We start from the raw sequence: 19,947 nt of genomic DNA on the forward strand, positions 1-19,947 counted from the left end.
ACAGGCGCTGATAACTGAGAAAGCAATTATGGTGCCACTGATTGGAGGCCCAATATTACGGGGCCTTGAGGCAAGAAAGGGAATTCAGGGAGGGAAGGAAAAAAGAAGATTGACTGCTTTCACGAGCGGCCTCGCTCCCCCAGAGGCACAGTAGAACCCTGTGGGAGCGAGCCTGCTCGCGCTAGCGGTGATTCAGCCGACCGAAGAACCGAAGCCTTACACGCCGGCCTGGCCGATGAGCGCCGACCACGGCACCTGGGTCACCGGACCGAGGGTGTAGCCGGAACCGGTCAAGTCCAGGTTGCCGTTGTAGTTGGCGTCATGCGCCAAGGCTTCCTGCCACTTGCCGAGCAGTGCCTGGCGAGCCTCGGGCGAGGACGACAAGCTGCCCGGGTTGACGACCTGGACGTAAGGCGTCCACACCGTGAGGTAACCGGCTTGTGCGGCTCGCAGGCACAGATCCACATCCCCCAGCCCCTCGGCGAACAACGTATCGTCTACCCCGTCGAGTGCCTGGAACAGCTGCGTGGAGATCATCAGGCAGGCGAAGGACACCGCCGAGCAATTCTGCTCCGCCGCCAGGCGGTTCATGTAACCCCGGGCATCCGCAGGTTCGCCGACGAAAGCCGAACCCACCACACCGTTGAGGCCAAGGATCAGGCCAGCCTGCGTAATTTTCCCCTGCCGGTCGATCAGCCTGGCACCGACCACACCGACCTCCGGACGCTGGGCATGGTTGAGTAACAGCTCGATCCAGTTGACGTTCACGACTTCGCTGTCCACTGCCAGGGTGAGCAGGTATTCGCCCTTGGCCTGTTGGCTGGCCTGGTTGATCAGCGTCGCCGTGCCAAGCCCAGGCTCCACCTCGATGAAGCGTACGCGACTGGCCTGGTGCCCCTGGCTGCGGAGCCAGTCTTTCAACGCTGCGCCATGGATCGGATGCTCGGCCACCAGCAGCTCGAAACGTTGGTAACGGGTACGTTGCAGGACGTTGACAATGCAACGTTGCAACGTCACCAGTTCGCCCTCGCCATGGAGAATGATCGATACCAGCGGACGCTCGATAAAGCGATAGTCGATTTTGTAGACACCCGGCACCAGCGAACCGACATCAGCCTTGTAGCCCCGTGCCGCGAGATGGCGGAGCAAGGCCTTGCGCTCGTCGGCATTGTCGCCCTCCTGCCCTGCCTTGCAGACCAGCAACGCTTCGTCCAGGTGCGCCAGGCCACTCATGCCGCCCTGTTCGATCAAGCGCAGGAGCAGTTCGAACTCCAGTGCCTCCTTGAAATCGCGCGAGTAGCCACCGGCCTGCACCAGCACCTCACGACGAACCAGCCAGTGCCGCGCCATCAACGACGGTACGCTCAACAACAGATCCAGATTGAAGCCGGGGCGGAACACATCGACCAGGGTTTCGTCGGGCTGGCGCTGGAATTCGTCCATCGCCACCGCCCGGCATTGCGGCGCGTCGAGCAGTTCCAGGCTCGCATGCATCAGACCGGACGGCGTCAGCTCATCCCCCGCTTCGGCCAGGACCACCCAGTCGCAATCGATCTGGCCGACCACCAGATTGATTTTGTCGACATAGTTGCTTTCGGTGACTTTGACGAAATGCAGGGTGTTCTGGACAGTGGTTTCGGCCGGCAGGTCGCCGGTGGTGAACACAATGATTTTGAATGCCCGACAGGCCCCATTGATCACGCTGTCGAAGGTGGCCTGCAAGCGGGTGAAATCCGCTTCCAGGTCCAGGAGCAGGATGCCGAAGGTCGGTCCACCCTTGTGGCCCGCCAGGTACCGACTGATCTGCTGGACCTGTGCCGCGTTCGGCTCACGCCCATCGAGCCAACGCAACAAGCGGCCCGACCGCATGGTTTCGAAAAGACTGGAGTGGTCCTGCAGCATCACGTCCTCCAGCCGCTGTGCCCACTCGCTCAACCGCTCGGCCTCGACTTGGGCACCGCCTTCCTCGAGCAAGGCAGCCAACTGCTGCACCACGTCGCGATTGAAAGCATTGAGCATAAAGGCTTTGAGCAGCCGCTCATTGAGCGGCTCGGCACTGGCGTTGCGCTGTGGCCGCGCCAGTTCTTTCTGCTTGAGCAGCGCCGCTTCCAGCTCATTCAACTGGACCCGCCCGGCCGGTATCGCGTGCATGAGGAATTCAAGCCTGGACAGGGATTCGAAAAACGGCTGGTTGTAGAACGGAAGCTCGACGAACTGCGTCGGCTCGAAACGACAAATGGGCCCTTGCAACTGGGAGTGCCAGGCCGCCTCGAACAACTTGGCCAGGGCAAAAGCTGCACGCTGGCTCAGGTAATTGCCAATTTCCTCCAGGCTTTCCACCGCTTGCGACGGCGCCCCCCGGCCCAATCCGAACGTCGAATCCAGGGCCGTCACCAAGCGTTCACGTAACGCTACGGTGCCCCCATCACGATAGCTCAGCACCGCGGCCAACTGACTGGCTTCCAGGGTCGAAGGACTTTCCAGGGCGTGGACCCCATAAGGGATCGGCAGGACACGGACCTTGGCCGCCGCCATCAGCGCACAGCCATGACCCAGTTCCTGCCAGGCCGGATCGAAATCCGCCGGCAACGCGGCATACCAGCGCTGGACCACTTCGGTCCGGCTGACGGCGTTGATCAATGAAGGGCAATGCCCGGCATAAGCGGCCAAGCGCTCCTGGGCGGACGCATCGGCGAAGTCCTCGACGCCCTTGCGATCCCTGCGGTAATAGTCCACGCGGGAAGCATGGGCTTCGAATGTCAGTGCATAACCCTGGCACGCCGAATAATCGTCATGACCGGCCAGGAATTCCAGTGATTGGTCGAGGGCCTCCGGCAGCAGGAAAGCGTCTACGTCGATCAATGCCAGGTAAGGCGTCTTCACATGCTCAAGCCCTTGACGCAGCTTGTTGGCGAAGTGACCGGCCTCGGCTCGATGCACATAACGCACGCCGGACAATGCCGCCACACTGTCGGCATCCGGCTCGGCGGACGAATCGAGAACGAGTTGGGCACAGGGATAATCGGCGTAGTAACGCAACGCCCGGCGCAACGCTTGCGGTTGCTCATGGGACAACAGGACCAGGGTAAAGCGCTCGTTCAACGGAGCGGATGAATCATTGGCAATACTGCGTTGCATATGAATTCCTTAACGAGCGAGTCGCCCAATTGGCGGCATTATGTTCATGGCATGTTGCGGCATTGGCCGGACCATCAATCCGGCAACCAGCCATCGGCCCAATAGCGCAGGTTGTCGCCGCGCAACATGAAATCGCGCAGCACCACTTCGCGCAGTTGGTCACCCATCCGATAACTGGCCTGTGGGTCGGACAGGTGCATGCGGATCGCATCCAGCCATTCCTGCGTGCTGTTGGTCTTCACCTTGGTACAGGGTAGATGACCCCGATAGGCTTCGGTATCGGTACAGATGACCGGGTACCCACAAACCCCATACTCCAGCAGCCTGAGGTTGCTCTTGCAGTCGTTGAAAATGTGCTGTTCCAGCGGAGCCAGGGCCAGGTCCAGGTTCAGGCTCGCCAGCTTGGCCGGATATTCCGACAGCGGGACGCCGGCATGGTATTCATGCACATAGGGTCTGAGGGAATCCGGACACATGCCGAAGAAGACCCATTCGACTTCATCCGCCAGCTCGCGTACCACCTCGGCAATGATTTCCAGGTCTCCCCGATGGCTGGTACCGCCGCCCCAACCCACCCGGGGCTTGATCGACGTACGGCGCTGGCTGGTCAGCCGATGCCACAGATGCGGCGCCAGCATGTTCGGCACTACGCGGATATCGTGATGAAGACCGGACAATGCATCCGCCAGGGCGAACGTCGACACCACCACCCGATCACACAGAGCAATGCCGCGCTCCAACAGGTTAACGATGTCGTCGGGCATGTTGCGGGTGTGATCGTTCTTTTCAGGGATCTTCGCCACATAGTCATCGAGTTCGTAGATGCGCATGGCGTTGGAATAGGTTTTCACCTGGACGATGTCGTTGAACTTGCCGCTGTTGTAGCGTCCCTGGAGCACGATCACATCCGGTGACTGGCGCTCGATCTCAATGATCGACGGCATCTCATAGGACACCCGTCCGACGATCCGCCCGGTGGCTCGCAGTTCGATCAGCGGCTGGCTCACGCGGTAATGGCCGATGGCGGAACTGTTGAGGGCCAGGCCCAGGACCGAAGGCAGCGGACGACTGTATAAAGGATTCCAACCGGTGCGTTGGCCCGGCGCCAGGCCAAAACTGTTGCCGGCCAGGCTCAGGTTCCGGTTGTAGGCCGGATCGTTGGCGATCCAGGGCAACCAGCGCTGGTAGAACGACTCCTGCTCTTGTTCCACGCGTTGCTTCCAGGACGCTTCGCGTGCCGCCCCGGCAGAGGGGGTCAGGACTACGTTGGCATAAGGCGTGGTCACCACCAGGTAACCTTGCCTGCCGACCTCAAGGCACAACTCGAGAAAGTTGATGCCCGGTGTTTCAATGGCAGGCGACAGCCCCCCGACGGTATCGAATACCGTCCTGCGCACCAATAGGCAATGACCGCTCACGGCGCTCCAGTTCTGCACCACCTGCAAGCGCTGCATGTAGCCCCCGGCGGTGACCTGCTCGTTCGCAAACGGCCGGCCGGCCAAGCCATCGAGCCCCAACACCAGGCCCGAGTCAATGACCTGCCCTTGCATGTTCAGAGTCCGCGGGCCGACGATCCCCACTTCAGGGCGCTGGGCATGGTTCAGCAATTCGTCCAGCCAGGCCGCGTCATGGGTCACACAGAACGGACTGAGCAACAGCAGGTAATCGCCTTGAGCTTGCCCGACAGCAAAATTGCGCACCTGCGCTTCGTTGCCCAACTCTTCCGAGAAAAAAATCCGCAACTTGTCGCTGCCCAGTTCTGCCATGGCCGTCAGCCAGTTACGCATCTCGGCGGTTTCGCTGCCGTTGTCGACGACGATGACTTCGTAATGCTCGTAGGCAGTGGTCGTCAACAGATTGCTGATGCAATTTTCCAACGCCGCCAGTTGATCCTTGACGCTGATAATGATCGACACCAGCGGACGCTGGGGGTGCAGGTATTCGATCCGCGGAATCAACGGCAACGGCCCGGGATGCAACCGATGCTCGACACCCAGACGCTGCAGATGTGCCGTCACCAGTCTGGGGCTCTGCTCGATTACCTGCGACTGCGAAAGCCATTGGGCAAAGTCCAGGGTCGACTCCACCTGGATTTCCGCCAGGTGTTCGATGGTCTGCGGCCCCTGAGTCTCCACCAGGCGCCAGAGCAGGTCATGGGGCGCCAATTCACCCAGGCCCGCATCGAAGCCACCCAGTGCCTGTACCCGCTCGCGAGCGAAGGCCAGGGTCCTGCCCACATAGGGATAGGCCCGCATCAGGTCGAGATTGAAATCCGGCTTGAAGATCGGCTCCGAAGACTTGCCATCCTCCAGCGCGCCTTCGTCACTGTAGACACAAGCGATGCCAGGCATGGCGTTGATCCGCTCGGCCAGCACCAGCAAGGCCGACTCCCGCAATCGGTCACCGGCGCGCAACAGATAGAACCAGTCGGCACCGTCCAGCCGAGGCAGCATGTCGTTGAGGCCACTCACCCAATCCGTTGGCAACGCCATGCGCAGCACATTGCCTTCGAGTGCACCGCGACCGTTGGAAAACAACAGCACCGGCTCACTGGCATAGAGTTGTCCAGCGATGCTGTCGAGGGTCAGCGATACTGCCTCGGCGTCTTCCTCGAAATCGAACACCACCGGCACGATACCCGGGCGCCGGGGCCAGAGTTCAACCTGATGGAGAACCACCCGTTGGCGCGCCGCGTCAAAGCGTCGACAGTCCAGCCACTGGGCGTAAAGTTCGTCGTAACTCTCCGTGTCGGTACCGACCTGATAACCGACGACGGCTTGTCGACTGGCCATCAACGAATTAAGGTTCAATTCTTCCCAGCCGTGCGGCTGGCCTGGCTTGACCTGATCGAGGGTCTGATAGCGGATCCAGCCCGCCGCTGGCGCGGATTCGCCACTGCGCTCCGCCAACATCCGGGACAGCCACGTCCACTCGACGACGGTGGCATCGACAATGTCAGGACGATGGGACAGGCGTTGTGGATACAACCGTTCGAGGCTGTCGAGACTGCACAGCTCCACCAGGTTGCCGCGCCGCAGCAGGCAGATGAACAACGCCAGATCGAGCAATGCGACAAATCCCTGGCCGGCCTGGGCCAGCGCTGGCAACAGGGACTCGATATCGGCCAGGCGCATCATGGCGCCAGAGAAACCACCGAAGATATTGCGTGGCGTGGACTCGATATAGGCCAACAGATCGTCGCCCTTGTACAGCCCTTCAAACAGGGCGATGCCGACGTTCTCCAGGCGAATCGGCAAGACGTAGCCGTCGGCATCGATGTAGTGGCGCTTACTGATGACCAACCGGGCGTCGGCATGCGTGTCGAGGGCCTGCGCCTGTTGACGCACGCAGGAGCCAAGCAACTTATCGTCATCGCAGAGAAACTTGATGTACGCGCCGCCCGCCTCTTCCAGGCACCGCAACAGGTTCTGCTGGAACCCCAGCCGCTGGGGATTGCGCAGATAGCGCACCGCGACGCGGGAAGATTCCTGCAATGCGTCGACGATCTGGCGGATGTCATCACCGGGGCAATCGTCGCACACGATGATTTCGAGGTTTTCGTAGTCCTGGTCCAGAGCGCTCTTGAGTGACTCGCGAAAAAAGCGCGGGTTGAATGCGGGAATGACAATGCTGACAAGAGGTGTTGGTTTCACGCGAAAGACTCTCGGCCGGCCGGTGCTCCGACCCTTGTGGCGAGGCGCTTGCCGTGGTGACGGGATATGCCGTGGCGAGGGAGCTTGCTCCCGTTGGATCGGTCCGACGCCTCGGGCGTAGCAGACCTTCTTGCGAGCGCTTCGCACTCAAGCGGGAGCAAGCTCCCTCGCCACAGTCTCATTTCAATCAATTGACAACATTACCCACCATCAGATCTTGTTGAACAACCCCAGTTGGGTGATCTTGCTGAACGCCAGTTGCGATGCCTGCAGCATAGTCTGTTGCAACGTCAGGCGCGTCATCACCTCGGCCGGATCGGAATCGCGGATCGCCGACTGGGTCTGAGAGTTGGCCAGAACAAAGCTGTGATTGGTGTCGGCCTGGGTATCGAGCGCTTGTCCACGACCACCGACCGAACTCAACCCACTGGTCAACTGGTCCGTACCGCTGGCCAGATTACCGATACCGGAAGCCAGCGCCGCGAGCATTTTCTGACCGGCGATCGCATCGCCCTCGATTGGCGTACTCAAGGCAGCCTTCAACTGGTTCACGGTATCCAGGATGTTCTGGGTTTCGTGGGTATTGACTGCAATGCTGAATTGATCGTTGGCCGCCGGTGCGCCATTGAGCGTAAAACTCACCCCGGACGCAGTGGCGACGTTGCCTGCCAGGGTTCCGCTGGAAATCACCTGGCTGCTGCTGGTCAGCGGCGCGGCGTACAGTTCGAAATCCGTGGCACTGGTGAATTTCAGCACCGCCGAACCCGTCGGGAAACTGGCGTGATAGGCAACCGGATCGGTGATCTGACTGTCGGTGATCTGCGTTGCGGTGGAGTTGCCCGGGCTGCGCGCCACGGTAAATGTGTCGGGTTTGGCAGCCAGGGTGAACGTGCGACCGGGCAATACGGCGCCAGCGACGTCACCGGACTTGAGGTTGACGTTCAGGGTCAGGTCGACACCGCGAAAGTTCACGTTCTGCCCGGCCTGGGTGTTGGGAGTGATGACGCCGCCCTGGCTGGCTTCAGCGGTCACGTCGTTGCCGCTTGAATCAGTGATCTTCAGCTGGGTGCCGCTGGTGAACTCAACGGTGTAGGGTTCACCGCTGCGGAACTGGCTGTTGTAGGTAACGGCGGACGACACCTGGCCGTTGGTCAGTACCACGCGGCCATCATCTACCGCCGGAGCGGTCATGGTGACCTGGGTGCGGCTGGTGTTGATGGCCTGCTGGAACACTTCCCAGCCGGTGCTGTTGGTGGCCATCGACATGGTGTCACCCACTGGAAGATCCAGGGTCATCTGGTCGCCGTTGTAGCTGTAGCTGCCATCGCCGTTGCGGGTGAACGGCACGACATCGCCCTTGGAGCCGGCGAAAATGTACTTGCCGTTTTCATCCTTGGTGTTCATCAGGCTCAACAACTGGTCTTCTATCGACCCCAGCTCCGAAGCGACGGATTTACGGTCTGAGTCGGTGTAACCGGCGTTACCGGCGCTCACAGCCAGTTCCTTCGCCCGCTGCAGCACGTTATTGATACTGGTCATCACCGCTTCAGTCGTGCCCAGGGTCGCCTTGATCGTGCTGACGTTGGTTTCGTACTGGGACAGCATGGAGGCCTGGTTACCCAGTTGCAGCAGACGCGAAGCACCTACCGGATCGTCGGCGGCGGTGTTGATACGCACCAGACTGCTGGCTTCTTCGCTGCTCTTGACCACGTTGGCGAAGTTTTTCTGGTAGTTCGCAGCCGTGCTTTCGTAGAACTGAGAAGTAGAAATGCGCATGGGCTACGGCTCCTTAAAGACTGTTGATCAATGTGCTGAAGATTTGCTGCGCCGCCTTGATGATCTGCGAAGACGCGGTGTAGTACTGCTGGAACTTGACCAGGTTGCCGGTTTCCTCGTCCAGGTCCACACCAGACAGTGAGTCGCGGGCGTTCTTGGCGTTGTTCAGGATCGCGCCAGTGGCAGCGCTGTCGAGCTTGCCCTGGGCAGCCTTGGAACCTACGCCCTCCACCAGCTTGCCGTAGGCATCGCTCAGGGAAATACCGCCACTGGAGGAACCGGTGTCGACGGTCTTGGCGGTCTGCAAACCGGCCAGGATGGTGCCGTTACGGTTGTCCAGGCTGCCCGCCTTGCTGACGCTGACGTTGATCGCGGCACCGTTGGACGGTGCTCCAGCGATGGACATGGCGAAGCTGACGGTACGCTGTACCGGAGGCACCGACGAATCCATGATCGGGTTGCCGCTGGCGTCCTTGAGCGGGACGCTCAGGTTCAACGTGTTGCTTTGGCCGGGAGTGATCGTGCCAGCGCTGAGTGTGTTGCCCTGGGCATCGAGCAGTTGATAAGCCTGGCTGGTGCCATCGGCGGAGGTCGCCCCGAACAACACCTTGACCGGCATGGAGGTCTTGATGCCGTTCTGGATGACGGTCGTCGTGGCCGCGTCGTAGATGTCCAGATTGGTCGTCAGGGTCGGCTGGCCGCTGGCCGGGATGGTCAGCGTGCCGCTGCCGCCCGGCGCAATGGCGGCACCCAGCGGCGCGGCGATCGCCAACCGCTTGGAGTCGGTCATCTCGGTCTTGATGTTGCCCGCCGCGTTGCGGGTCGGCGTGATCTTGAACGAGTCGCCGGCGGCTGCGGTGCCGTTGGCGAAGGTCATTGAGAAGCCGTCGATTACCGGTGGCGGTGTGGTCGCGGTGCTGAACGCGCCCATCGACGAGCCATCGGGCAAGCGCTGGACGGTGTAGTTGGTACCGCTGGTGAAGGTCACCTTGTAGTCGTTGGTGGTCAGTCGGCCAGCGTCGGTGATGGCCACGTTGAAGTTGCCGGAACCTGCGCTGTTATTGAGCGCGGCAACGCTGCGCTGACTGACCTGCGTGGCACTGTTGATGTCGTTGAACAGGTTGGAACCAAAGGCACCGTTCATGTCGATACCCGACGCCTGCACGGTGTTCATCTGGTCAGCGACCACCAGGGCAACGCGGCCCAGTTCATTCATGGCCGGGTCGAGTACGGTGTTGCGATAGCGCATCAGGCCACCGATCTCGCCACCGGTAAGCACCGAGGTGAGATCCATGGAGCTGGAGCCACTGTTGAGCTGGATACCCATGCGTCCCGGATCGTTCTTGTCCGGTACGGCTTCAAGGGTATTGACGATGGTGCCCATCACCAGCGGCTGGCCGGAACCCAGGTAGATGTCCAGGCTGCTGCCGTTCTCCACGACCTGGGTACCGGTGAAGGTCGACAGTTGGCGAATGGCTTCGCCACGGGAGTCCAGCAGATCATTGGGCGCGCCGCCGGCGTTGGAGACTTCGGCGATTTTCTTGTTCAGTTGGGCAATGGTGACAGCCAGGTCGTTGACCTGGTTGACCATGTTCGACAAGTTGCCGTTGATGTTCTGGCTCTGCTCGGTCAACTGGCTGGAAATCGAGTTGAACCGGTTGCTCAAGGCCTGGGCATCGCTGAGCAGCAACTGGCGGGACGCATCGTCCCCCGGCTTGGCATTGACGTTCTGCACCGAGGCGAAGAACTTGGTCAGCGCACCGTTGAGGCCGGTACCGCTGTCCGACAGCAGGGAGTCCAGCGGAGTGATCTGCCCCTGGTAGGCCGCCGCATCGCTGTTGAGCGAGGTGGTGGTTTTCAGCTGTGCTTCAAGGTAGGAGTTGTAGACCCGACGCACGTCGGCCAGGGTCGTACCGGAGCCAATGAACACGTTGCCGTATTGATTGGAGGCCTTGGTGGTCTGCACGGTCTGCTGACGCGAATACCCGGCGGTATCGACGTTGGCAATGTTGTTACCCGTGGTCACCAATGCGGTCTGGCTGGCTGACAGACCCGACATCCCTATATTGAGCAAACTCATGGTTCAGACCTTATAAAGTCGTGGTGGCGCCTGCGGATGCGTAGTTCTGGGAACTGGTCATCTGCCGGGCTATATGCGAAATCTTGCTGGCGTAGTGCGGGTCGGTGGCGTAACCGGCCTTCTGCAACTCGCGTACAAACTGTTCCGGGTTATCGGCCGACTTCAGCACAGCTTGATAGCGACTGTTGCTTTGCAGCAGATTGACCAGGTCATGGAAGCTGTCACGGTACGAGGCGTAGGAACGGAACTCGGCCGTCTCCTTGACCATCTCGCCATTGCGAAACTCACTGGTGATTGCCCGCGCCGAATCGCCTTTCCAGTTCTGGCTGGCCTTGATGCCGAACAGGTTGTGACTGCTGCTGCCGTCGGGTTGACGCATGACCGATTTGCCCCAACCGGTTTCCAGGGCAGCCTGGGCCACCAGGTAACGCGGGTCGACACCGATGCGGTCCGCCGCTTCCTTGGCCATCGGCAACATGGCGTTGACGAACTCGTCGGCATCGCGGAAGGCTTTGCGGGCCGGCGCCAGCGGTGGCTGCGCCACGGCACGCCCATAGACCTGCATGTCCCCGCTCGACTCGGAAGCCTTGAGCGCGGCCAGCCAGTCGCCGTTGGCCATTTCGCCGGAGGCGGACCGGGTGGCGGCGACGGCGCGATCCGAGCGAATGTTCTGCGCCGGCACATCGGTAGCGGCATTGGTCGATGCCGAAGGCACCAGGCCGGCCAGCAGGCGGTCGGCCAGTTTCGGCGGCAAAGCCAGGCGACGCTGGTTGAGCAGTTCCATGTCGTTGCGATGACTGCCCTCGCCCGCCCCTTGCGGTGCGCTGACGGCCCGCGAAGCCCAGAGCGGACGCTGGCCACTGTGGCGGGACAAAGGCCCGTCGGTGGGCAATGTTCCGGCGGCCACCGGGGTAGGCACCGCCTTGATCTTGTCCAGCGCCTCTTGCTGCTTGGCAGCCGACGCCGCAGCGGCTTCGCCCGGCGCCAAAGGTTTGTTCTTGGACATCTGGCGCAGCAGGACATCGGCCAGGCCGATACCGCCCCCCTCGCGAGACATGGAAACGGCCAACTGCTGGTCGTACATTTCCTGATACTGCTTGGCTTCAGGCGTATTCATGGGATTGTCCTTGCCCAACGCCTCGGTGGCAGAACGCATGGACTTGAGCATTTCGCCGAGGAACAGCGATTCGAATTCCTGGGCCACTTTGCGCAGGTTGCCATCGCTGTTCTTGTCGCCAACCTTGAGCTGGTTCAGACGGTTCAGGTCCGAGTAAGAGCCCGAATCTCCACTGATCAAAGCGCCCTTGCGCATATCCATGGTCCGTTCCTCAAATCACGATCAGGTCGGCTTGCAACGCGCCAGCCTGCTTCAAGGCTTCGAGAATCGCCATCAGGTCGCCCGGTGCCGCGCCGACCTGGTTCACCGCCCGGACGATTTCATCCAGGGTAGTGCCCGGGCCGAACTTGAACATCGGCTTGGCTTCCTGTTCGGCATTGACCCGCGACCGGGGCACGACAGCAGTCTGGCCATTGGACAGCGGGCCAGGCTGGCTCACGATCGGGTCTTCGGTGATGGTCACGGTCAGGCTGCCATGGGTCACAGCGGCCGGCGAAACCTTGACGTTCTGGCCGATCACGATGGTGCCGGTGCGCGAGTTGATGATGACCTTCGCCACGGCCTGGCCCGGGTCGACCTCGAGGTTTTCCAGGATCGACAGATAGTCGACGCGCTGGCTCGGGTCCAGGGGCGCGGTGACGCGGATCGAGCCACCGTCGATAGCCTGGGCCACACCTGGACCGAGCATGTCGTTGATCTTGTCGACGATGCGCTTGGCGGTGGTGAAGTCGGAACGGTTGAGGTTCAGCGTCAGGCTGTTGCCCTGGTTGAAGCCGCTCGGCACTGCACGCTCCACCGACGCACCGCCAGGGATGCGACCGGCCGACGGAACGTTGACGGTGATCTTCGAACCGTCGCGGCCCTCGGCGTCGAAACCGCCGACCACCAGGTTGCCCTGGGCGATGGCGTAGACGTTGCCGTCGATACCCTTGAGCGGCGTCAACAGCAAGGTGCCGCCCCGCAGGCTCTTGGAGTTACCGATGGACGACACGGTGACGTCAACCTGCTGACCAGGCTTGGCGAACGCCGGCAGATCGGCACTGATCGACACCGCCGCGACGTTCTTCAACTGGACGTTGCCGGAACCTGGCGGCACCTTGATGCCGAACTGCGACAACATGTTGTTGAAGGTCTGCAGGGTGAACGGGGTCTGGGTGGTCTGGTCGCCGGTGCCGTTCAGGCCTACGACCAGGCCGTAGCCGATCAACTGGTTGGAACGCACGCCGGAAATGCTGGCGATATCCTTCAGGCGCTCGGCATGAGCGCCGAAGGCTGTGGACATCAACAACGCACCCATCAACAGCTGTTTGAGATTCAACCGCTTAAGATTCAACTGGGCCACCTAGAAAGGGAACTTCGGGCTGAGGAAGAAACGGTCGAACCAGCCCGGCTGACTCGCATCGGCAAAGGCACCGGTACCCGAGTACGTGATGCGCGCATCCGCTACACGAGTCGAGGAAACGGTATTGTCGGTCGCAATGTCATCCGCACGAACCATGCCGGCGATGCGCACCAGTTCGTCACCAGTGTTGAGCGTCAACCACTTCTCGCCGCGCACAACGATGATGCCGTTGGGCAATACATCAGCGACGGTCACGGTGATGGAACCGGTCAGGCTGTTGCTCTGGCCGGACTTGCTGTCGCCCTTGGTAGCCCGGTCGGAGCCGTAACCGGCGTTGAGGCTCAGGTCGTTGCTGCCGATCGGGTTGTTGGTGGTCAGGCTGGAGCCGAACAACGAGGTGAGGCCGACACTGGTGTTGCTGGTCTTGTCCACCTGGGAGTTGGCGTTCTTGCTCGCCTGGGTCCGCTCGTTCAGGGTGATGGTGATGATGTCACCGACCCGGAATGCCTTGCGGTCGCTGTACAGATTCTGTTCGAAACCGGCCTGGTAGATCGAGCCGTTGTTGGCGGCGGCCGGCAACGGCGTGCGCGGCAACACCGGAGCGTAGTATGGGTCATTGGGCCTGGGCGTTGGCGCGACACATCCCGCAAGCGCGGTGATCCCACCCAGTGCCAGTACAGATACAAAGCGTTTCATGACCCTACCTCTCGGTGTTGCAGGCGACCTTGAGGCCGCCCTATAGAAGTGATTACAGATTCTGCGTAACGAACGAAAGCATCTGGTCGGCGGTGGAGATCACCTTGGAGTTCATTTCGTAGGCGCGCTGGGTGGTGATCATGTTGACCATCTCTTCAACGGTGCTCACGTTGGAGGTTTCCAGGGTGTTCTGCAGCGTGGTGCCGAAACCGTTCAAGCCTGGGGTGCCGATTTGCGGCGCACCGCTGGCAGCGGTTTCCAGGAACAGGTTGTTGCCTACCGCTTGCAGCCCGGCCGGGTTGATGAAGTCGGCGGTCTGCAGGTTGCCGATCACCTGGGCGGCCGGGTTGCCCGCCACGGTGATGGACACCGTCCCGTCACGGCCCACGGTGAAGGTCTGGGCATCGTTCGGGATGATGATGGCCGGCTCCAGGGCGAAGCCGCTGGCGTTGACGATCTGGCCATTGGAATCCAGGTGGAACGTACCGTCACGTGTATAGGACGTGGTGCCGTCCGGCTGCAGGATCTGGAAGAAACCGCGACCGTCGATGGCCATGTCCAGCGGCTGCTCGGTGGTTTGCAGGCTGCCGGCGGTGAAGTTTTTCTGGGTGCCGACAATGCGCACACCGGTACCGACTTGCAGGCCCGACGGCAGTTCGCTGTCCTGGGTCGACTGGGCACCTGGTTGACGCTTGACCTGGTACAGCAAGTCCTGGAATTCGGCGCGGTCACGTTTGAAACCCGTGGTCGAGACGTTCGCCAGGTTGTTGGAAATGGTGGTCAGGTTGGTGTCCTGGGCGGACAGGCCTGTTTTGGCAACCCACAGAGCCGGAAGCATTCGATTCTCCTCGTACGCCTGATTTTCGGCGCGACGCTTTAATTAATGGTTAGATCTGCAAGACCCGAGCCATGGCCTCGTCGCCTTCTTTGGCGGTGTTCATCATTTTCACGTGAAGCTCGAATTGCTTGGCCAGGGCCAGCACCGAAGTCATCTCGTCCACAGCATTGACGTTGCTCGCTTCCTGGAACCCCGACACCAGTTGCACGTTGGCGTCGATCGGTGCCGGCTGGCCGTCCTTGGTACGGATGGAACCGTCCAGGCCCTTGGTCATGTTCTTGAGGTCCGGGTTGACCAGCTTGATGCGGTCCACTTCAGCCATCACGCGTGGGCCTTCGCCCATGGCGCGGATGCTGATGGTCCCGTCCTGACCGATTTCGATCTTCTGCTCCGGCGGCACGGCGATAGGACCGCCGTTGCCCATCACCGGCATGCCGTTGCCGGCCCGGAGCACGCCCAGGGCGTCGACGTTGAGGCTGCCGGTGCGCACATAGCTTTCACCGCCATCAGGGTTCTGCACGGCCATCCAGCCCGGCCCGCTGACCGCCACGTCGAGGTCGCGACCGGTTTGCACCAGAGCGCCAGGAGTGAAGTCGGTGGCAGGCCGCTCGGACATGGCAAACGCCCGCGCCGGAAAGCTGTCGCCGAACACCGGCATCGAACGTGCCTGCTCCAGGTCTTTCTGAAAGCCATTGGTGGAGATGTTCGCCAGGTTGTTGGCATGGGCCCGCTGCGCCAGCGCGTTCTGACTGGCGCCAGTCATTGCCACATAAAGGTACTTGTCCACTGTCGTTCCTCTGCATGCCGGACGTTTGCCGCCCACTGCTGTACTGCTCAGCCATAAGCAATTTGCAGACCAACTTTTTTCTGGCGGCTTGGGGCCCGGCAAACAAAGGACTTGCAGGGTTTTGCGGTGAAGAAGGAAATGTAGCGAAGACGAAAAACCGGCGGTGACATGCCGCTGAAAGGCAAAGGATTACCGTGCAGCAGACTCGCCACAGCCAACGGATTACATCCCAGGCTCCTTGCCCACCTCATACTCCCGCAACTTATTGGCAATGGTGGTATGGGAAACCCCCAGTCGCTTGCCCAACTGCCGGCTGCTGGGATGTTCGGAGTAGAGTCGTTCCAGTACCGCCTTCTCGAATCGCCCGACAATCTCGTCCAACCCACCGTCCAGGGAAAAGTCGCCCAGGGGCTGGCGCACGCCATAGTCCGGCAGGCGGATATGCTCGGCCTTCACCGTCCCCCCGTCACACAGGGAAACCGCCTGGAACAGCACGTTTTCCAACTGCCGGACATTGCCCGGCCAATGGTAATGACTGAGGCGATCCATCGCCGCCGGGGCCAGTTTCGGCAGTGCACAGCCGATCTGGCGGCTGGCCTGGTCAAGAAAGTGTTCCACCAGCGGCGCCAGGCCATCGAGGCATTCGCGCAACGGCGGGATGTGCAGGGACAGGACATTCAAGCGGTGATACAGGTCCTGGCGAAACTCCCCTCGGGCACAGAGCTCGGACAAATCCACCTGGGTCGCGCAGATTACCCGGACGTCCAGATACACCTCCTCATCGCTGCCAACCCGACGGAAGCAACCGTCCTGCAAAAAGCGCAGCAGTTTCACCTGCAGGCGTGGGCTCATTTCCCCCACCCCGTCAAGAAACAAGGTGCCGCCAGCCGTCAACTCCAGCAGACCGAGCTTGCCTTCGGCGCGGGCGCCTTCGAAGGCACCCGGGCCGTAGCCGAACAGTTCGGTCTCGGCCATGGACTCCGGCAGCCCGGCGCAGTTGAGCGCCATCAGCGGCGACTGCCCACGCGGGCTCGCCAGGTGGCAGGCACGGGCCAGCAGCTCCTTGCCGGTGCCGGTTTCGCCTTCGATCAATAGCGGCGCGTCCAGCGGGGCCATGCGCCGGGCTTCGCGGACTACCGCGGCCATCACTTTCGAGCTCTGGAAAATACTGTCGAAGCCACGCAGTTCCTGCTTGCGCACGTTGTAGATGCGCTCACCGACCCGGTCGGCCCGATGCAGCGTCAATACCGCACCGGCCATGGCCTCGCTGTCGTCATGCTCCGATTGCAGCGGGGCAATGTCGGCCAGAAATACATCGCCCTTGACCTTGACCCGCAGCCCATTGATGCGCGACTGGTTGGCGCGTACCAACTCCGGCAGGTCGAAATCCTCGGCATAACGCGACAGCGGGATCCCCGGCACCTCGTCCACCCGCACCCCGAGCAACTGTGCCGCCGCCCGGTTCGCCGCGACGATGGAGCCGCCCATGTCGATGGACAACACCGGAAACTCCAGGGCGCCGAGCAACGCATTGAGCTCCATGTGCCGACGCTCGCTGGGCATCAGCCCTACCCGCTTGACGCCGAACACGCCGGCAATGCCCTCGAATTTCGGGCGCAACGCCTGGAATTGAATATTGATCAGGTTCGGGCAGTGCAGGTAGATCGCATTGCCATGCTCGCCACCGACTTCGCCCCGGGCGACGTTGATGCCGTATTCCACCAGCAGGTTGAGAATGTCCCGCAGGATGCCGATGCGGTTTTGGCAATGGACTTTGATACGCATAGGGGAGACCTGGAGCTCGTTGAGAGGCGTTTTTCTGAGACTGAGTGCAAATAACCGTCAAGATTATGTGACAGCTGTAGGCCATTTCCTAGCTGAGCATCCAACCAGCACCGGATCACCGCCTCATACGTAACGAAAACTTTACGAAATCTCCCCATGCAACTCGAACATCTCGCCGCTGCCCCGCTGCACATTCGCCTGCTTCGCGCTATCTCTAATGCATCGCTGGACATAACAACAAAACAGTCTTCCCCTCGAGGGAAATCAGCAGGAGAGCAGCATGAAGCAGACGCAGTACGTGGCTCGCGAGCCCGATGCGCAAGGTTTTATCCACTACCCCGCCGAAGAACATGCGGTGTGGCACACGCTGATTACCCGCCAGCTGACAGTCATCGAAGGCCGTGCGTGCCAGGAATACCTGGATGGCATCGACAAGCTTGACCTGCCCCACGACCGCATCCCGCAGTTGGGGGAAATCAACAAGGTGCTGGGTGCGACCACGGGCTGGCAAGTTGCCCGGGTACCGGCGCTGATCCCCTTCCAGACCTTTTTTGAATTGCTCGCCAGTAAACAGTTTCCAGTGGCGACCTTCATTCGCACCCGGGAAGAACTGGACTACCTGCAAGAACCGGACATTTTCCACGAGATCTTCGGCCACTGCCCGCTGCTGACCAACCCCTGGTTCGCCGAATTCACCCACACCTACGGCAAGCTCGGCCTGCAGGCGTCCAAGGAAGAGCGTGTCTACCTGGCGCGCCTGTACTGGATGACCATCGAGTTCGGGCTGGTGGAAACAGCACAGGGCCGGCGCATCTACGGGGGCGGCATCCTGTCTTCACCCAAGGAAACCGTGTACTGCCTGTCGGACGAGCCGGAGCACCAGGCCTTCGATCCGCTGGAAGCCATGCGCACGCCGTATCGCATCGACATCCTGCAACCGGTGTATTTCGTCTTGCCAGAGCTCAAGCGTCTGTTCGACCTGGCTCATGAAGACATCATGGGCATGGTCAAGCGCGGTCGGGAACTGGGCCTGCATGCACCGAAATTTCCGCCGAAAGCCGCCTGAATGGCGTTTTTTGATTCCAAGTGAGTCTGTTGCACTGCGCAGCTTTGCTTTAGCGTGGGTGCATCGACGTTCTTTCCAATTCGATCCAGGAACACACCATGAACACTCTGAACCAAGCCCATTGCGAAGCCTGCCGTGCCGACGCCCCACAGGTCAGCGACGAAGAACTGCCGGTACTGATCAAGCAGATCCCGGACTGGAACATCGAAGTTCGCGACGGCGTGATGCAGCTGGAAAAGGTTTTCCTGTTCAAGAATTTCAAGCACGCCCTGGCATTTACCAACGCCGTCGGTGAAATTTCCGAAGCCGAAGGTCATCACCCGGGCCTGCTCACCGAGTGGGGCAAAGTCACCGTGACCTGGTGGAGCCACTCGATCAAGGGCCTGCACCGCAATGACTTCATCATGGCCGCGCGCACCGATGACGTGGCCAAGACCGCCGAGGGCCGCAAGTAATGCATTTCGACGCCATCGGCCGGGTGCCCGGCGACCCGATCCTCGGCCTGATGGAGGCCTACAGCGCGGACAACAACCCGAACAAGTTCGACCTGGGCGTGGGCGTCTATAAAGACGCCCAGGGCCTGACGCCGATTCTCGAATCGGTGAAACAGGCCGAGCGACGGCTGGTGGATCAGCAGACCACCAAGACTTACATCGGCGGTCATGGCGACGCTGCTTTCGGCCAGATGATCACTGCGCTCGTCCTGGGTGCCGACGCCTCGCAGATCGCCGAAAAACGCGCCGGCGCCACCCAGACCCCGGGGGGTACCGGTGCCCTGCGCCTGAGCGCCGACTTCATCGCCCAATGCCTGCCGGGCCGTGGCGTATGGCTGAGCAACCCGACCTGGCCGATCCACGAAACCATCTTCGCCACCGCTGGCGTCAAGGCGAGCCACTATCCCTACGTGGGCAGCGACAATCGCCTGGATTTCGAGGCGATGCTGGCGACCCTCAGCCAGGCACCGAAGGGTGACGTGGTCCTGCTGCACGCGTGCTGCCACAACCCCACCGGTTTCGACCTGTCCCAGGATCAATGGCGCCAGGTGCTGGAGGTGGTGCGCAGCCGTGAGCTGTTGCCGCTGATCGACTTCGCCTATCAGGGCTTCGGCGACGGACTGGAACAGGATGCCTGGGCAGTCCGGTTGTTCGCCCAGGCGTTGCCCGAGGTGTTGATCACCAGTTCCTGCTCGAAGAACTTCGGCTTGTACTGCGACCGCACCGGTGCGTTGATCGTCTGCGCCCGCGATGCCGACAAGCTGGTGGACATCCGCAGCCAGCTGGCCAACATCGCCCGCAACCTGTGGTCGACACCGCCGGATCATGGCGCCGCGGTGGTGGCGACAATCCTGGGCAACCCGGAACTCAAGCGGCTGTGGGCCGACGAAGTGCAAGCCATGCGCTTGCGCATCGCCCAGCTACGCAGTGGCCTGCTGGACGCCCTCGAACCCTACGGCCTGCGGGAGCGCTTCGCCCATATCGGCGTGCAACGCGGAATGTTTTCCTACACCGGCCTGTCGCCCGAGCAGGTCAAGCAACTACGCGAGCGCCACAGCGTGTACATGGTTGGCACGGGCCGGGCAAACGTGGCCGGTATCGATGCGACGCGCCTGGACCGGCTGGCCGAGGCGATTGCGGACGTTTGCAAGTAACTGCTGTACCTGCCCAACCCT

General features: G+C 61.3%; 13 protein-coding genes. 3 read left to right on the plus strand and 10 right to left on the minus strand.

The genetic code is table 11. From position 1 onward, the window contains the following. Nucleotides 1–216: 216 nt before the first annotated feature. The 10 genes from FBY02_RS13445 to FBY02_RS13490 form a co-directional block, all read right to left on the minus strand. Nucleotides 217–3,138 carry a TIGR00180 family glycosyltransferase gene (locus tag FBY02_RS13445; RefSeq protein WP_144928296.1) on the minus strand — a complete coding sequence of 974 codons (2,922 nt, stop codon included), beginning with the start codon at nt 3,136–3,138 and terminating at the stop codon, nt 217–219. A 74-nt stretch (nt 3,139–3,212) separates the two neighbouring features. Next, the gene (locus FBY02_RS13450; RefSeq protein ID WP_144928297.1) at nt 3,213–6,791 is read right to left on the minus strand and encodes a glycosyltransferase; all 3,579 of its coding nucleotides are present in this window, start codon (nt 6,789–6,791) and stop codon (nt 3,213–3,215) included. Between the two features lie 210 nt (nt 6,792–7,001). Next, nucleotides 7,002–8,567, minus strand: coding sequence for a flagellar hook-associated protein 3 (locus FBY02_RS13455; RefSeq protein WP_144928299.1), 1,566 nt, complete (start codon nt 8,565–8,567; stop codon nt 7,002–7,004). 13 nt (nt 8,568–8,580) lie between these two features. Beyond that, nucleotides 8,581–10,647 (minus strand): flagellar hook-associated protein FlgK, encoded by a 2,067-nt coding sequence (gene flgK, locus FBY02_RS13460; protein ID WP_144928301.1) that lies wholly within the window; start codon nt 10,645–10,647, stop codon nt 8,581–8,583. 10 nt (nt 10,648–10,657) lie between these two features. Further along, nucleotides 10,658–11,965: a flagellar assembly peptidoglycan hydrolase FlgJ gene (gene flgJ / locus FBY02_RS13465; RefSeq protein ID WP_144928303.1), complete on the minus strand. Its 1,308-nt coding sequence runs from the start codon at nt 11,963–11,965 to the stop codon at nt 10,658–10,660. A 10-nt stretch (nt 11,966–11,975) separates the two neighbouring features. Beyond that, nucleotides 11,976–13,061 (minus strand): flagellar basal body P-ring protein FlgI, encoded by a 1,086-nt coding sequence (locus FBY02_RS13470; protein ID WP_144928371.1) that lies wholly within the window; start codon nt 13,059–13,061, stop codon nt 11,976–11,978. A gap of 45 nt (nt 13,062–13,106) precedes the next feature. Beyond that, complete coding sequence (flgH, locus tag FBY02_RS13475) at nt 13,107–13,802, minus strand: flagellar basal body L-ring protein FlgH (RefSeq protein WP_144928305.1); 696 nt, start codon at nt 13,800–13,802, stop codon at nt 13,107–13,109. 52 nt (nt 13,803–13,854) lie between these two features. Beyond that, nucleotides 13,855–14,640 (minus strand): flagellar basal-body rod protein FlgG, encoded by a 786-nt coding sequence (gene flgG, locus FBY02_RS13480; protein ID WP_024778628.1) that lies wholly within the window; start codon nt 14,638–14,640, stop codon nt 13,855–13,857. A 49-nt stretch (nt 14,641–14,689) separates the two neighbouring features. Then, nucleotides 14,690–15,427 carry a flagellar basal body rod protein FlgF gene (locus FBY02_RS13485; protein ID WP_144928307.1) on the minus strand — a complete coding sequence of 246 codons (738 nt, stop codon included), beginning with the start codon at nt 15,425–15,427 and terminating at the stop codon, nt 14,690–14,692. A gap of 222 nt (nt 15,428–15,649) precedes the next feature. Further along, nucleotides 15,650–17,212 carry a sigma-54-dependent transcriptional regulator gene (locus FBY02_RS13490; protein ID WP_139647281.1) on the minus strand — a complete coding sequence of 521 codons (1,563 nt, stop codon included), beginning with the start codon at nt 17,210–17,212 and terminating at the stop codon, nt 15,650–15,652. Nucleotides 17,213–17,492: 280 nt separating this feature from the next. On the opposite strand from FBY02_RS13490, the gene phhA reads away from it, so the two are divergent. From phhA to FBY02_RS13505, 3 genes are all read left to right on the plus strand, one after another. Next, nucleotides 17,493–18,278 carry a phenylalanine 4-monooxygenase gene (gene phhA, locus FBY02_RS13495; protein ID WP_144928309.1) on the plus strand — a complete coding sequence of 262 codons (786 nt, stop codon included), beginning with the start codon at nt 17,493–17,495 and terminating at the stop codon, nt 18,276–18,278. 98 nt (nt 18,279–18,376) lie between these two features. Beyond that, the gene (locus tag FBY02_RS13500) at nt 18,377–18,733 is read left to right on the plus strand and encodes a 4a-hydroxytetrahydrobiopterin dehydratase (protein WP_003184087.1); all 357 of its coding nucleotides are present in this window, start codon (nt 18,377–18,379) and stop codon (nt 18,731–18,733) included. Continuing rightward, nucleotides 18,733–19,926 (plus strand): amino acid aminotransferase, encoded by a 1,194-nt coding sequence (locus tag FBY02_RS13505; protein ID WP_144928311.1) that lies wholly within the window; start codon nt 18,733–18,735, stop codon nt 19,924–19,926. The genes FBY02_RS13500 and FBY02_RS13505 overlap by 1 nt, the downstream gene beginning before the upstream one ends. The last annotated feature ends 21 nt before the right edge of the window (nt 19,927–19,947 follow it).

The sequence above is a fragment of the Pseudomonas sp. SJZ078 genome, from assembly GCF_007828255.1.
GTDB lineage: Bacteria > Pseudomonadota > Gammaproteobacteria > Pseudomonadales > Pseudomonadaceae > Aquipseudomonas.